A 14,517-nucleotide genomic window follows, 5' to 3' on the forward strand; every position below is an offset into this window, starting at 1 on the left:
TTCATGGAAACCCCAATGCTCTCTCTCCGTTCGACGCTCGCGCGTCGCGTGCTGGCCGCCGCGGCAATCGCGTTGGCCCCCGCCGCCACCTTCGCCCACTTCCCCTGGCTGACCACCGACCAGGACGGGCACGCGCTGATGTTCTTCTCCGAGGGCATCGGCGAGCGCGACTACCACACCCCCGAGTGCGTGGCGCAGGCCAAGGTCACCACCACCGGCGACGCCGCCCAGGCGGTCGCGATGAAGCCGCTCGAGAAGGAAGGCTTCACCGGGCTGCGGAGCGACAACAAGGTGGGCGACGCCGGCTTGGCGTCCACCATCGAGTACGGCGTCTACCACGGCACGATGCTCCGCTACGAGGCGCTGCACGCCGCGCTGGGCGACAAGGCCCCCAAGCCGAGCGGCGACAAGCAGCAGACTATCGCCGCCCAGCCGTGGGTCGACGGCGACTTCCTGCGGCTGCTCGTCACCTGGCAGGGCGAGCCTCTGCCGGGCGCCGAGGTGACCATGACCGACTCGCGTGGCGAGGCGGTCTCCGCGTCGACCAACAAGCGTGGCGTCGCCAAGTTCCCTCTGCCCGCCGAGGGTGAGGTCGGCCTAATGGCCGGTCACACCGTGAAGGACACCAAGGGCAAGTTCAAGGACGACGACTACACCAGCGAGAGCTACTACCTGACCCTGACCACCAGCTATGCGCCGCAGTCCAAGGGTTCGGGCGCGACCGCAGAGAGCTCGTACCCGGAGCTGCCCGCCGCGATCGCCAGCTTCGGCGCGGCCGTTTCCGACGGCTGGGTCTACGTGTACAGCGGCCACACCGGCACCGAGCACGAGCACTCGCGCGAAAACCTGTCGAAGCACTTCTGCCGGCTGAAGATCGACGGCGGTTCCGAGTGGGAGAGCCTGCCGATGCAGACGACGCTGCAGGGCCTGCCGCTGGTGGAGCACGGCGGCAAGCTGTACCGCATCGGCGGCGTGCACTCGCGCAACGCCGCTGATGAGGAAGAGGACATGCACAGCACCGACGAGTTCGCCTGCTTCGACCCGGCTACCGGCGAGTGGACCGCGCTAACGCCCCTCCCCACCCCGCGATCGTCGCACGACGCCGTCGTGATCGGTGACACGATCTTTGTCGTCGGCGGCTGGCAGCTGGCCGGCGAGAGCCCGGGCGAGTGGACCGACGCCGGTCTCAGCTTCGACCTCAACCACCCCGAAGCGGGCTGGAAGCCGATCGCCGAGCCCCCGTTCAAGCGGCGTGCGTTGGCTACCGCGCAGCTCGACGGCAAGGTGGTAGTGCTCGGCGGCATGCAGGAGGAGCAGGGGGTCACCAACCGCGTCGACGCGTACGACCCCAGCACCGACACCTGGAGCGAGCTGCCGGCTCTGCCCGGCAAGCCGTTCTCGTGGTTTGGCGTTTCGGCCTGGAACATGGGCGGCGTGCTGTACGCCTCGGGCATGCAGGATGACGTCTACGCCCTGGGGCCGGGGGCCGAGAAGTGGACCAAGGTCGGCAAGGTCGGCGCCCCGCGGTTCTTCCACCGGCTGCTGCCGGCCGGCGACAACTCGCTGCTGGTCGTGGCCGGCGCCTCGACCGAGAATGGCCACGTCGGGACCGTCGAGAAGATCGAGCTGGACCGCCAGTAGCCGAGTCCCGGCAGCGGCGGAGCCTGTTTGACCACCCGCGGCGCGGGGCCTAGACTGGCCTAGAGGGCCCGGTGCGCCGCGGGGCCCCGCCCGCCCCAGTGAGCCCGCCGTGTCCACGCCCCCGCCCGATCAGCCCGCGGAAGAGACGCCCACCGTCTCGGCCAGTGGTCTGAGCGGCCCGGGGGACGATTCGGCGCTCATCAGCGAGATCGAGAATACCGTCTACTCGAGCGGCCAGCCGATCGACTCGGACGTCGCGTATGCGGGCCTGCGTCCCAAGGAGTTGGGCCTCGCCCTCCGCGGGCAAACGATCAACGATGTGCTCCTCGAGGAGTTTGTCGGCGGCGGCGGCATGGGCGCCGTGTTCCGCGGCGTCGACCTTGCTCTGCAGCGCACCGTGGCGGTCAAGGTCCTCTCGACCCACCGCGCCGCCGACGAAGACACCAAGCGTCGCTTCGAGGTCGAGGCCCAATCGGCCGCCAGGCTCGACCACCCCAGCATCGCCCGAGTCTACTCGGTGGGCGAGGCTCAGGGGCTGCGGTACATCGTGTTCGAGTACGTCGATGGCGCCAACCTCCGCGACCTAGTCGCCGAGCACGGCCCGCTGGGCCTGAACGACGCGCTCAGCTTCGCGATCCAGATAACCGACGCCCTCGAGCACGCGTGGCAGCGCGATGTCGTGCACCGCGACATCAAGCCGTCGAACATCCTGATCACGCGTGAGGGGCGGGTGAAGGTCGTCGACATGGGCCTGGCGCGGCTCAAGCAGGTCGACGACGGCCGCCACGACCTGACCGCCAGCGGCGCGACGCTCGGGACGTTCGACTACATCGCGCCCGAGCAGGCCCGCGACCCGCGCAACGCCGACGCCCGCAGCGACATCTACTCGCTGGGGTGCACGCTGTTCTTCATGCTGGCCGGACGGCCGCCGTTCCCGGAGGGGACGGCCCTGCAGAAGCTGCTGCAGCACCAGGGCGATCGCCCGCCGGACATCCGCACGCTCCGCACGTCCGTCCCGCGGGACGTCGCGCGGACCATCTCACGGATGCTGGCCAAACGCCCCGAGGACCGCTACGCCGACCCGTCGGCGCTGCTGACGGCGCTGCTGCGGCTCGCCCAGCGGCTCGGCATCAGCCCCGGGCTGCTGACCACGGCGCGGTCGCTCACTTCCGACGACATGGCCCTGCGTCGGCACGCGCCGTGGATGGTCGCGGCGACGGTTCTGGTGGCCGGTTGGCTGCTGTGGCCGCGTCTGGCGCCGTCGCCGTCGCCGCCGCAGCCGTTCGAGCTCACCGGCGAGGCCGACCAGCCTGGCGTGCTGCCGCTCACGCCGCCACGCTGACGGCGGGCCACCCGCGCTGTGCTGGCGGCGGGCCTCGGTTAGACTGGGTCGCGGCCGCCCCGGCCCCCCCAGCTGCCCGCCCTGCCCTCCAGCCGAACGGAAGCGGATGTCCGAGCCCCAGTACCGCACCACACCCGACAACAGCAGCGGCATGCCCAAGGGCATCCCCTACATCGTGGGGAACGAGGCCGCCGAGCGGTTCAGCTTTTACGGGATGCGGGGCATCCTGTATCTGTTTCTGACAGAGCACCTGCTCAACGCCAGCGGCGACCTGGCGGTGATGGAAGAGAACGAGGCGAACTACTGGTACCACAGCTTTGTGGCCGGCGCCTACCTCACGCCTATCGTCGGCGCCGTGCTCAGCGACTGGTTGTGGGGCAAGTACCGCACGATCATCATTCTGTCGCTTGTCTACTGCCTGGGGCACGCGGTGATGGCGTTGGTCGACTTCCCCCTCGTGACTCACATCGCGCCACGCACGGCGTTGTTCATGGCGCTCTCGCTGATAGCCATCGGCACCGGTGGGATTAAGCCGTGCGTATCGTCGCACGTCGGCGACCAGTTTGGGACGAAGAACAAGCACCTGATCCCAGCCGTCTTCAGCATTTTCTACTTCTCGATCAACCTCGGGTCGATGGCGTCGTACATCATCATCCCACGACTGCTGGACAGCTACGGACCCGGCGTCGCGTTCGGGGTCCCGGGAGTGCTGATGGCTTTGGCGACCCTTGTCTTTTGGATGGGACGCAAGGTGTTCGTCCACGTGCCGGCTACGGGAAGCAAGATGTGGACCGACATCGTCAGCCCCGCAGGGCGGTCGGCCATCCTCAACCTTGTTCCGCTGTACATCTTCGTGGCCGCCTTCTGGATGCTGTTCGACCAGACATCTTCCGCCTGGGTCGAGCAGGCCAAACACCTCGATCGAAACATGTTCGGCTACGAGCTGAACCCCGCGGAGAGCCAGGCCACCAACCCGCTGCTGGTAATGCTGATGATCCCGCTGTTCAGCTTCGTCATCTATCCCGTGGTCGGCAGGTTCTGGGAATTCACGCCACTGCGTCGCATCGGCGCCGGGCTGCTCGTGACGCCCATCTCCTTCGCCATCGCGGCGCTGCTGCAGCGTGGCATAGACGCGGGCCAGAGCCCGCACATTAGCTGGCAGCTGCTGGCCTACGTCGTGATGACCGCCGCGGAGATCCTCGTGTCGATCACTGCCTTGGAGTTCTCCTACACGCAGGCGCCCCGCACGCTCAAGTCGTTTGTCATGGGTCTGTTCTTCCTGTCCGTTTTTCTCGGCAACATGGCGACCGCCCAGGTCAACCACTACGTCCAAGCCCAGAAAGACGCCGGCAACCCTGTGCTCGACGGCGAGAACTACTACTGGTTCTTCACGTGGGCCATGCTGGCGACCGCCGTGGCGTACGTGGTCTGGTCGCAGTTCTACCGTGGCAAGACCTACATCCAGGGCGAAGAGGAACTCGACGCGGTCGCGACGGCCGAGGGAGTCAACGAGTAGCGACTCTCCTCCATCGGGCTCACTCCAGCCCGGCCGCGCGGATGTTGCGGAAGTCGATCGACATTTCCCGGTCCGGGTGGAGCTGGATGCCGATCGGGCCGCGTTTGACGGACGTCTCTGACTCGTAAGTCATGACCAGGCGGTTGTTGAGCCAGACGGCATAGTCGGGCCCCTTGGCGACCACCGTCATCGTGTTCCAGCCGGCCGCCTTGAGCAGCTCCGCCACTCCCTTGGCCTCAACCGGGTAGCCCTTGCCCACGATGTAGGGCGAGGCAGTCAGGTCGCGTTTCAGCGACCCCGAGATGCCGATCTGGATCTGCTCGTGCTCGGTCCGCACAAACACGCCCGAGTCGATGGTCCCGGAGACGAAGCGGAAATCAAGCTCCAGCACGAAATTCTCGTACTCGTCGTCGGTCCAGAGGGTCTCGCCCTGCTTGTCTGCGTTGTTCTTCACGTGCAGCACACCGTCCTTCACCTGCCAGCACTTGCTTTCCTTGGGAACCTTCCAGCCAGACAGGTCCTTGCCGTTGAAGATCTTCGGAAGCTCGGCCGCAAGGCAGCTAGGGGCCAGCCCGAGGGACGAAACGCAGCTGCAGAGCAGAAACAGGCGAACAGAGCGGTAAATCATGGCGGAACAGCCTCGGATGAAAAGTAGTGTTGAGTACTTGTCGACAGCCGGCCTTGGCCGGTCGGTGGGCGGAGGAATGAAGAGCCGCACCGCGTCCAATTAGATGTAAACCCGGCGGTTGTAGATGTACCATTCCGCCATCAGCACCACCAGCGCCAGCACAAGCAGCAGCTGCCACAGCTCCTTGCGGGCGGGGGCGCCGCCGGCCTGGGCCGCCACGTCGGTGTAGCCGATGCGGATGGCCTCGACGGGCGTTCCCACTTCCTGCTGCGTGGCGCGGAGCCGGATGTCGCTCTCTTGTCGGTCGAATAGGTTGATGGCGAACCGCTTGCTCACCTGGCCTCGCTCGAGCACCTCGTAAACGCCGGGCTCGGCGGTGTCTTGGTACTGGAAGGTTGTGTCGCCCGCCCGTGTCAGCGTCACTTCTTTCCCGGCGGGTGAACGGACCACCACTTCCGGGACGTTGGTCACGGGGCGGAACTCCACCGGCTCGCCCGGCGCCGCCTGGCTGTTGGCGTCGCCCGAGAGTTGACCGACCAGGTAGCTGAGCGTGTTGAGCCAGAAGGTGGGGAAGCTGCGGCGGCGGAACCAGCGGGTGTTGCCCATCGCGACGCCGTCGCGGTTGACGATAATGGGGAACCCCAGCACGACGTCCTCGTAGCTCTCGCGGGGGGCGATCGCCATCAGCGAGCCGTCACCCGTGTCGATCAGGTCGACCCCGCCGGTAGGAGCGTCGACCAGTTGGCTTTCGAAGATCCACAGGTCGTTCAGCTCGACGTAGGCCAGGAGCGGGTGCGCGCGGTTCCAGTCGATCACCTGCGGGAACTGCTCGGTTCGAGGCTCGGCGGCGTCGGCGCCCTCCTCACTCTTACCGCCCCACGCGGCGGTGGGCGGCCGGCTGCCAATAAAGAACGTGTGCGACCGGGGCATCTCCTCCGGTGAGCAGACGTCGTAGATGATTAACGCGTACTCGCCTGACTGCGCCGACTTCTTGTACTCATCCGACGCCAGCTTGTCGGGGCTGACAATTGTCAGGTCCGCGATCCGGGCCGCCCGCTCGGTGCTGAGCGCGGCCTCCAGCACCTTGTTCCCGTTGGTCACCAGCAGCACCTTCCCCTGCTCCTGGGGATTGAGACCGGCGTACGCCACGTTGTCGACCGCCAGCTTGTCGTCGGCGGACTGCAGCGACTCGAAATCGAGCGAGGCCGTCAGCTTGCCGGGCGGCGCGTCCGCCAGTGGGAAGCTGAGCGAGGCCGACTCGCCCGCCTTGGCGGCCGAACTCTTGGCGTCGAGGAACTGGCCATCCAGCTGCACCTCCACGACGAACTCCTGGTCGGCCTCGGTGAAGTTAGTCACCTGCACAAACGCCTCGCGCTCTTCCGGCCGCACCTCATTGCGGCGGGTGCTGAACGCGGTGATGGCGAGGTTGGCCGCTTCGGTCGAACCGACCGGCACGTACACCGGGTCGAGCCCGCCCAGGTCGAACCCCTCGACGTCTGCGAATCGGCCGTCGCTAAAAATGTAAAGGCTGGTGGTTACCGGCTCCACCACCTCGACCTCCACCCCAGAGTCTTGCATGGTCATCTGGCCGGGGTTGGCCAGGCCCCCGGCCAGCTTGAGCGCGTCGAGCAGGTCGGTCGGCTGGGCGGTGAGCTCGATCGACTCGAGCCGTTCGCGGAGCACGCCCCGGCTGCCGGTGAACTGCTGGATCACCTGCGGGGCGTCGGCGAACGCGATGAGCATCGCGGACATGTCGGAGTCGAGCTGGTCGATCAGCCCGGCGACCTTCTGCTTCGCGTCGGCCAGGCGGTTCTCGGCGTCGTCAACGTCCTCGGCGCCCATGCTGGCGGAGTTGTCGATAACGAAGATCACCCGCTCGCCGTTCAGCTCGGTCCCCTCCCAGCCCGGACGCAGCAGCGCGAAGATCGCCAGCGCGACGATCAGCAGCTGCAGCAGCAGCAGCAGGCTCTGCCGCAGCCGCTGCCAGAAGCTGTTCACCCGCAGGTCTTCGATCGACTTGCGCCACAGGTAGGTGCTGGGCACCTCGACCGGCATCCGCTTGAGCTTCAGGAAGTACAGCGCAAGGATCGCGGGCGGGATCGCCAGCAGCAGCGACCACTGCACGGGAGAGAGCGTGTTGCGGAACAGGCCTTCGAGCATCGGAGGTTCGATCGATCCTTTAGCGGACAAGCCCGCGGCGGCGCATGTAGTTGGTCATCAGCTCGTTGACCGGCATCTGGTTGTTCGCCAGCAGGTAGGCCATGCCGCGTTTAGCGCAGAACTCCTGGGCGCCGGCGGTAAAGGCGGCCAGCGTCTGCTTGTACCTTGAGAGCAGCGGGGCGCTGACGGTGATCTCGGCGATGTCCTGGTCCTCGCAGTCAACCAGCCGCAGGTCGCCCGCGACGTCCGGGTCGATCTCCTCCTGGCTGAGCACGTGGATCAGGTAGACGTCCACCCGCTGGGCCATCAGGTACTTCAACGCCGGCTCGTAGCCCTGCTTGTCCATCAGGTCGCTGATCAGCACCACCACCCCCTTGCCGGCGTTGCGGAGGCAGAACCGCTTCACGCCCTCGACCAGCGAGCCCTCCTGGTTTGGCTCGATCGCGGAGAGCTGGTCCAGCATCCGCCACACACTCTTGCGGCCGCGGAGCACGGGCGAGCGTTCGCGGAGGCCCTGGCCGAGGGTCTCGATCACGACCCGGTCGCTCTTCACCAGGCCGACGAACCCGAGCGCCGCCGCCAGCCGCTTGGCGTACTCCAGCTTGGTGGGGTCGCCGAACGCCATCGACGGCGACGCATCGATCAGGGTGTAGAAGTGCAGGTCCTCTTCTTCCAGGAAGAGCTTGAGGATCAGCTTGTCGAGCCTCGCGTAGAGGTTCCAGTCCAGACGCCGCAGGTCGTCGCCCGGGGTGTAGTTGCGGTAGTCTGCAAACTCGACCGACTCGCCCTTCCGCTTGCTCCGGCGTTCGCCCTTCATCCGGCCGCGGAACACTTTGCGGGTGACTAGCTCAAGCCGCTCGAGCTGGCTCATCAGGTCGGGCGGGAGCAGCTCGGGTGGGGAGATCGGCATCGGCGGCGGGTCGGTCGTGCGGGCGCGTTGCTGGCTTCGGTTTCGCGTATCGGATTCTACCCGATCATCGCCTGGCGTGCGCAAATCACGCCGCCTGCCTGCGGTTTGGTTGACGGAAGGCCACAGACGCTAGCGCTGGCCGACGGCAAACCCGGCCCAAACCTAAGAATCATGAGAATCCGGAAACGAACTACCTGCAACCGGCGTCATATGCCTTGCGGGATTCAGGCGGAAGTGCGCAATATAGAAGAGGAACAGGGAAGCAGCGTCCTCGGCCCGCCCCGACGGGTCTTGAGCCACAGGGGCGGCGTGGACCAAACGCTTGCGATACTCCCGGAGACCACCGCGATATGGACCAGCTCCGTGCTGACAGCGTCTTTAGCAACGTCGAGTTTGCTGAAAACCCCGAGCCCCGCGTCCCGTGCGTGCTGCTGCTGGACACCTCGACCAGCATGCACGGCCCGAAGCTGGACGAGCTGAACAAGGGGCTGCAGATTTACCGCCAGGCCCTGCTAACCGACCCGCTCGCCTCGAAGCGGGTGGAGGTCGCGGTGGTAACTTTTGGGGGACGCGTGAACCGCGTGGTGGACTTTGTCACCGCCGAGCAGTTCGAACCCCCGACGCTCAACGCGATCGGCGGCACGCCGCTGGGCGAGGCCGTGTCGACCTCGCTGGACATGATCGAGCAACGCAAGGACGCCTACCGCGAGAACGGCGTCGCGTACTACCGGCCCTGGGCGTTCCTGATCACCGATGGCGAGCCCAACGACCACTGGAAACCGGTCATCAGCCGGATTGAGTCGGGCGAGAAGGCCAAGGCGTTCAGCTTCTTCTGCGTTGGGGTCGAGGGCGCCAACATGGAGATCCTGGGCGAGCTGAGCGTGCGTAAGCCGCTGTGGCTGCAGGGCTTAAAGTTCGCCGAGCTGTTCACTTGGTTGTCCAACTCCCAGCAGTCGGTGTCCCGTTCTTCGCCCGGCGAAGAGGTCCCCCTCGAAGACCCGACCTCCGGCCCCACCGGCTGGGCGGCCGTCTAGCTTGAACGTCAGGACGACCGACATGTGGCGGCACATCGCCGGCAGCGTCAGGGGAGCTTCGCACGAACGGGGCGGCGAACCCTGCCAGGACACGCACATCGCGTGCGTCATCGATTCCGCTTGGGGGCCCGGCATGGTCGCCTGTGTGGCCGACGGCGCCGGCAGCGCGAGCGACAGCCAGCACGGGTCGCAGATCGCCTGCGAGGCGATCGCCGCCAAGGCCCGCCAGCACTATGAACGCGTGGGGGGCTTCCAGATCGTTTCGCGGGACGACGCCATCGTCTGGTGCGACCACGCCCGGTCGGAGATCAACCGCCGCGCCGAAGCCGACGGCAAGCAGCCCCGCGACTACGCGTGCACATTGAGCGCGGCCCTGCTGTCCGAGCGGGGTTCGGCGTTCCTGCAGATCGGCGACGGCGCCATCGTGGCCCGCCGCGGCGGCGTCTACGGGGTCGTGTTCTGGCCCCAGTCGGGCGAGTACGCCAACAGCACCAACTTCCTCACGCAGGAGGGCTACCAAGACCAACTCGAGTTCCTCGCCTCGCCCAGCACCTTCGGCGAGGTCGCATTGTTCACCGACGGCCTGGAACGGCTGGCGCTGAGTTTCGAGGGGCAGACCGCCCACGCCCCCTTCTTCGACCCACTGCTGCAGGCGGTCCGCCAGACAGACGACCTCGAGGGGCTCAACCAGGGGCTGCACGGCTTCCTGACCTCCGAGGTCGTTCAGAACAGGTCCGACGATGACAAGACCCTCGTCCTCGCTGCTAAGAATCCCGGTTAAGAAGCCGCTGGTCACCGACGCCCAGGGCAACGTGGTGCCGCTCGGCGAGCCGATCGGCGTCGGCGGCGAGGGCCGCGTGTTCGAGGTGGTCAAGGAACCGGACTGCGCGGCCAAGATCTACCACCGGACGCCGCTCGCCGGTCAACAGCTCAACAAGCTGCAGGCGATGCTGACCATCGGCGCCAAGGAGCTGGCGCCGATCGCCGCCTGGCCGCAGAAGCTGCTGCTGGACGCGCAGAACGACAAGCCGTGCGGCATCGTGATGACCCGCGTCAACGACGCGCTCGAGCTGCACGAGCTGTACGGCGCCTCGACCCGCGCGCGGCACTTCCCCCACGCCTACTGGCACCACCTGGTGCTGGCCGCGCGCAATGCGGCCGCGGCGTTCGAGGCGTTGCACTCGCGCGGCGTCGTGATCGGCGACGTGAACCAGGGCAACCTGCTGGTCGACCAGGAGATGTGCGTCCGGTTCATCGACTGCGACTCGTTCCAGATTCGCTACGGCAAGCGGGTGCTGCCGTGCCTGGTCGGCACGCCGCACTTCACCCCGCCCGAGCTGCAGTCGGTCCGGCTGTCGGAGGTCGTCCGCACGCCGCAGCACGACGCGTTCGGGCTGGCGCTGTTGATATTCCACCTGCTGTTCGTCGGTCGTCACCCCTTCGCCGGCCGCTACCGCGGCGAGGGGGAAATGCACATCGAGCGGGCGATAAGCGAGCGGCGGTTCGCGTTCAGCAGCAGCCGTGACGCAACCCAGATGGACCCGCCGCCGGCGTCGCTCAGCCTGTCGGACCTGCCGAAGCAGATCGCGGACATGTTCGAGGCCGCCCTCCGCTGCGACCCGGCCAAGGGGCAGGAGCGTCCCATGCCGCGGCAGTGGGTGATGGCGCTAGAGAATCTGCTGAAGAACCGCCGGGAGTGCGACATCGACTCGTCGCACGTCTACTACAACGGCTCGAAGGAGTGCCCGTGGTGCCGGATCGAAGCCAACGGCGGGCCTGCTTTCTTCGTCAACTCGGCGCTCGTGGGCGGGTCGATGCAGTCCCGGCTCGAGGCCTACGACCGCTGCGTCGCGAAGGTTGAGGAGATATACTTCCCGGACCTCGCCCGCAAGACGGTCAAGGTCCCGGCGATGCCGATCATCAAGAAGGCCGAGGAGCGGTTCCCGATGCGGGCCGCCGACTGGATCGCGCTGGGCGCCCCGCTTGGCGCGGCCCTGGCCTTGGGCGGCGCCTTCTTCTGGCCGGTGCTGGCGGGCGGCTGGGCGGTCTCGCTAGCGACCTCCGCCCTGCTCTGGCTGCACGCCGGCGCCAAGGGCCGGCGCACCACCAGCCTCGAGTACGCCGAGCGGGTCGACGAACTGACCGACAAGCTCGAGACCGCCGGCGCCAACGTCATGGCGCGGCACCGCCAACGCGAGGCCGAGTTTGACACCTACGCGGCGGTGGTCAACACTGGCCGGGAGCGCTACGCAACCGACGCCGAGGACCTGGAGACCATCGTCAAGCAGCTGCGCGTCGAACAGCGGGAAGACTACCTCCGTGGTCTGGAGATCCGCCAGTACCGCCGCAAGATTCCCGGCCTGCAGCGGGGTCACGTCGCGGTGCTGCAGTCGTACGGCGTCGAGACCGCCGCCGACTGCGAATCGCACCTGCTGGCCGGCATCCCCAGCATCCCACCGGAGATCACCATCGAGCTGATGCAGTGGCGTGAGGCGAGGCTCGAGCAGTTCGCCTTCCAGCCCGAGGCCGGCGTCACCGAGCGGGAGGTCGAGATCGACCGCCAGGAGGCCGCCGCCCGCTTCAAGATCTCCCAGGCCCGCAAGGTGCTGAACGGCGCCACGAGGCTAAGATCCATGGCTCACCAGGGCCGCAAAGCGTTGCAGCAGGATCTGGAGGTCTTCGAACAGCTGGCCGCCCGGTTCCGCGCCCTGGCCCGGGAGTACCAGGACTTCCAGGCGACCCGCAGCACGGTCGAGCGGAAGGTCAATCAGAGCGCGACGACCATCGCCGTGGCGGCGGTCGCGGCCCCGCTGGTCGGCACGCTGCTGTGGCTGGTGCTGGGCTGAGAGCGGCCGCGGACCCCGCCGTGCTACGCTTAGTCAAGTTTCGCCAGTCGTGCGACGTCGGCGGCCGCCTGAGTCGGGTCGAGGGCCGTGTTGGCGATCCCCGACACAACCTTAGTGATGTTGTGGTCGACCTCGCCGGCCCGCCCCCACACCTCGCCCGACGCGGACGTGATATAGGTCGAGAACGTGCGGTGGCCAGTTCCCGGGCGTTCACCGATCACGTGCAGGATTGTGCGGCGTCCCTCAAGGCCCGCGAAGAGCGTTTCGCCGATGCTATAGCCGGCCCGGACACGACCCGAGTTCACGATCAGGTGCTCGGAGGCGACGCGTCGGTCCCGCTCGGCAAGCGCCGCCCGCAGCGCAGTAAGAAAGGTAGTCAGCTGCCCGGGCTCCATGATCGCCAGCGCATTGAGCCCGTCGGAGATCACAATCTGAAGATCCACCTCGCCCGCCCGGTGCTCGCGGAGCGACCGCACCGTGCTTTGGGACCGCTCGCTGAGTTGCTCCCCCGTGACGGGATGGAGGATGTAGTCGGTCCGGTCGACCGAGTTGGTCTCCAGCACCAGGGCGTCGGGGGCTTCGGCGACAAACCGATCGTCTAGCTCGGCCCAGATGCCCAGCTTGGCGTCGTCGTAGATGCGGCGGACCCCCTCGCGCAGTTTTTGCGGTGGGTCTCCGTGCCGGTCGCCGTGGCCCTCGGCGATAAACACCCCGCGGCTACGCACCTCCGCCAGCTTCCGGCGCCCCTCCGCAAACACCACGTCGTCCGCTCGCGGGTCCCCCTTGCGACGGCGGTATTGCAGGTACACCCAGAGCGGGTCGCCAAACCGACCGCCTGGCCGCCCGTCTGACTCGATGACCCCAAGTTGTTGGAAGAACGCCCACATCGCGTCGTTGACGCGGTAGCCGAACTTCTCACGCAGCCGCACGTGGTCGTGGTAGCCGGTGGTCAGGTACCCGAGCATCGGGTCGATCTTGGTCGGCAGCGCCATCAGGTACGCCGGGTTGGCGGGCAGTATCTGGTCCAGGCACCAGTCGAGGTCCTCCAGCGACACGTCCATGTGCAGGGTCGAGCACACGTCCAGGCCGATGCACAGCCCGTGCAGCTTGCCCATGACAATGTCCTCCAGGCAGCAGCGGACGAGCTGCTCGCGGGTGCGGAACACCTCGGGGCCGATGAACCCGGCGACGTCGTTCAGGTGCACCCACGCCGCGGGTTCGTTGCCCGAGGCGGCTCGCGCCGCGGAGACCTGGCTGCTGAGGGTGCGTGCGAAGCCGTACTTGCGGGCCTCGTGCAGCACCATGTCGAAGCCGTGGCTGTGCCCGTTGGTGAAGTCGGCGCCCTGGCCGGTCTCGAAGTACAACCCGTAGCGGCCGCTGCGGGACGAGGCGTGCCGCTCCATCTTCGCGACGCTGATGTCGAAGGTGGCGTTCGCCGCGTCGCAGCCGGCGATGCTCTGGAACCACAGCGCGGTGCTGCCCGGGTCGGTCCGCTCGACCTCCGCCTGCACGTCGATGTGCGACAGCACGCAGTGTGGCATGTGCTGCTCAACACCAAACGTTTGGAGCAGGTCCTGCAGCGTCCGCTCGACCGCCGCGACCGAGGCCGCTTCGCTGGACACCGGGTTCGTGCCCAGCAGCATGTCCCCAACCCCGTACGACCAGGCGTCGAACACCTGCCACGCGATGTCGTCTACGTTGTCGGTAGGCGAGTTCGGCTGCACCCGCGCGCCGAGGTAGCCCTTCGCGCCGAGCTGGCTGCCCGGAAGCGGGTTGAAGACCTTGCGTCCAACCTGGATCAGCTCGTCGTTGGTCATCAGCTTCACGACGCAGCCGATGACATCGCTCGACAACGCGGGGGCCGCCTCTTTGATGCTCGCCTCGTCGGCGACCAACAGAAACCGCTTGAGTGTTCCCAGCGTTGGCTGCCCTGGAAGCAGCTGGCCCAGCCCAGGCCGATCCAGCGAGATGAATCGGTACAGTTCGTCGGTGTGGATCGGGTTGGCGTCGAGGGCCGACAGCCGCGTGGCTCCGAGCAGGCGCCGGGCGTGGATCCGGGACCGGTTGTCCGACGCCGCGACGCCGATCGCCTGGTCGCCCTCCTTGAACTCGTTCGCGGCGCCCAGGATCTGGGCGTACATCCGCGGGTCGTGCCCGCCGTGGCGTCGGTGGATGAACGAGAAGACATCCTCCCCCTGCCTGGGCGCAGGGATCTCGAGCGGGCCTTCGTTGGAGAGGCAAGCGGGCACGGCGGCGCCGTAAGCGACGGCGGCAGAACCGCCGGCAACCTGCCGCAGGAACGAACGTCGCGATGGCATCAGACCGGCTCCGGTGGCGCGCCGCGCGGCACGATGAACGCCTATGCCCGCCCAGGCTACCGCCGGCCGACGCACCGGTCAATGAACGCTGAGGGGGGAGCTGCCGTGCAGCGCACTCCGCT

Annotated in this window: 10 protein-coding genes; 6 read left to right on the plus strand and 4 right to left on the minus strand. The window is 67.3% G+C overall.

Translation table 11 applies throughout. The features are described 5' to 3' along the window. Nucleotides 1-15 precede the first annotated feature (15 nt). The 3 genes from KOR34_RS12565 (at nucleotide 16) to KOR34_RS12575 (ending at nucleotide 4,499) form a co-directional block, all read left to right on the plus strand. Nucleotides 16-1,641 carry a Kelch repeat-containing protein gene (locus KOR34_RS12565; RefSeq protein ID WP_197531354.1) on the plus strand — a complete coding sequence of 542 codons (1,626 nt, stop codon included), beginning with the start codon at nucleotides 16-18 and terminating at the stop codon, nucleotides 1,639-1,641. A gap of 109 nt (nucleotides 1,642-1,750) precedes the next feature. Beyond that, nucleotides 1,751-2,983, plus strand: coding sequence for a serine/threonine-protein kinase (locus KOR34_RS12570; protein ID WP_146564923.1), 1,233 nt, complete (start codon nucleotides 1,751-1,753; stop codon nucleotides 2,981-2,983). A 106-nt stretch (nucleotides 2,984-3,089) separates the two neighbouring features. Next, the gene (locus KOR34_RS12575; protein ID WP_146564924.1) at nucleotides 3,090-4,499 is read left to right on the plus strand and encodes a POT family MFS transporter; all 1,410 of its coding nucleotides are present in this window, start codon (nucleotides 3,090-3,092) and stop codon (nucleotides 4,497-4,499) included. Nucleotides 4,500-4,518: 19 nt separating this feature from the next. Here the strand turns inward: KOR34_RS12575 and KOR34_RS12580 are convergent, their stop codons facing one another. From KOR34_RS12580 to KOR34_RS12590, 3 genes are all read right to left on the minus strand, one after another. Continuing rightward, on the minus strand, nucleotides 4,519-5,127 hold the full coding sequence (locus KOR34_RS12580) for a 3-keto-disaccharide hydrolase (protein WP_146564925.1): 609 nt from the start codon (nucleotides 5,125-5,127) through the stop codon (nucleotides 4,519-4,521). 99 nt (nucleotides 5,128-5,226) lie between these two features. Beyond that, nucleotides 5,227-7,287 carry a vWA domain-containing protein gene (locus KOR34_RS12585; protein WP_146564926.1) on the minus strand — a complete coding sequence of 687 codons (2,061 nt, stop codon included), beginning with the start codon at nucleotides 7,285-7,287 and terminating at the stop codon, nucleotides 5,227-5,229. 19 nt (nucleotides 7,288-7,306) lie between these two features. Then, a complete protein-coding gene (locus tag KOR34_RS12590; protein ID WP_146564927.1) occupies nucleotides 7,307-8,197 on the minus strand; it encodes a DUF58 domain-containing protein in 891 nt (296 codons plus the stop codon). A 350-nt stretch (nucleotides 8,198-8,547) separates the two neighbouring features. Here KOR34_RS12590 and KOR34_RS12595 point away from each other — a divergent pair, with 350 nt between their 5' ends. The 3 genes from KOR34_RS12595 to KOR34_RS12605 are packed head-to-tail and all read left to right on the plus strand — an operon-like array spanning nucleotide 8,548 to nucleotide 12,077. Next, complete coding sequence (locus tag KOR34_RS12595) at nucleotides 8,548-9,231, plus strand: vWA domain-containing protein (protein ID WP_146564928.1); 684 nt, start codon at nucleotides 8,548-8,550, stop codon at nucleotides 9,229-9,231. 22 nt (nucleotides 9,232-9,253) lie between these two features. Further along, nucleotides 9,254-10,012, plus strand: coding sequence for a PP2C family serine/threonine-protein phosphatase (locus tag KOR34_RS12600; RefSeq protein ID WP_146564929.1), 759 nt, complete (start codon nucleotides 9,254-9,256; stop codon nucleotides 10,010-10,012). Further along, nucleotides 9,972-12,077 (plus strand): protein kinase domain-containing protein, encoded by a 2,106-nt coding sequence (locus KOR34_RS12605; protein WP_146564930.1) that lies wholly within the window; start codon nucleotides 9,972-9,974, stop codon nucleotides 12,075-12,077. The genes KOR34_RS12600 and KOR34_RS12605 overlap by 41 nt, the downstream gene beginning before the upstream one ends. A 29-nt stretch (nucleotides 12,078-12,106) precedes the next feature. Here the strand turns inward: KOR34_RS12605 and eutB are convergent, their stop codons facing one another. Further along, nucleotides 12,107-14,395, minus strand: coding sequence for an ethanolamine ammonia-lyase subunit EutB (gene eutB / locus KOR34_RS12610; protein ID WP_146564931.1), 2,289 nt, complete (start codon nucleotides 14,393-14,395; stop codon nucleotides 12,107-12,109). Between the last annotated feature and the right edge of the window lie 122 nt (nucleotides 14,396-14,517).

This window comes from Posidoniimonas corsicana (assembly GCF_007859765.1).
GTDB lineage: Bacteria > Planctomycetota > Planctomycetia > Pirellulales > Lacipirellulaceae > Posidoniimonas > Posidoniimonas corsicana.

Excerpts from the sequence above, each read along its gene's own strand:
- KOR34_RS12565 (WP_197531354.1), top strand. The coding sequence starts at position 16 with ATGCTCTCTCTCCGTTCGACGCTCGCGCGTCGCGTGCTGGCCGCCGCG.
- KOR34_RS12575 (WP_146564924.1), top strand. The coding sequence starts at position 3,090 with ATGTCCGAGCCCCAGTACCGCACCACACCCGACAACAGCAGCGGCATG.
- KOR34_RS12580 (WP_146564925.1), bottom strand. The coding sequence starts at position 5,127 with ATGATTTACCGCTCTGTTCGCCTGTTTCTGCTCTGCAGCTGCGTTTCG.
- KOR34_RS12585 (WP_146564926.1), bottom strand. The coding sequence starts at position 7,287 with ATGCTCGAAGGCCTGTTCCGCAACACGCTCTCTCCCGTGCAGTGGTCG.
- KOR34_RS12590 (WP_146564927.1), bottom strand. The coding sequence starts at position 8,197 with ATGCCGATCTCCCCACCCGAGCTGCTCCCGCCCGACCTGATGAGCCAG.
- KOR34_RS12595 (WP_146564928.1), top strand. The coding sequence starts at position 8,548 with ATGGACCAGCTCCGTGCTGACAGCGTCTTTAGCAACGTCGAGTTTGCT.
- KOR34_RS12600 (WP_146564929.1), top strand. The coding sequence starts at position 9,254 with ATGTGGCGGCACATCGCCGGCAGCGTCAGGGGAGCTTCGCACGAACGG.
- KOR34_RS12605 (WP_146564930.1), top strand. The coding sequence starts at position 9,972 with ATGACAAGACCCTCGTCCTCGCTGCTAAGAATCCCGGTTAAGAAGCCG.
- eutB (WP_146564931.1), bottom strand. The coding sequence starts at position 14,395 with ATGCCATCGCGACGTTCGTTCCTGCGGCAGGTTGCCGGCGGTTCTGCC.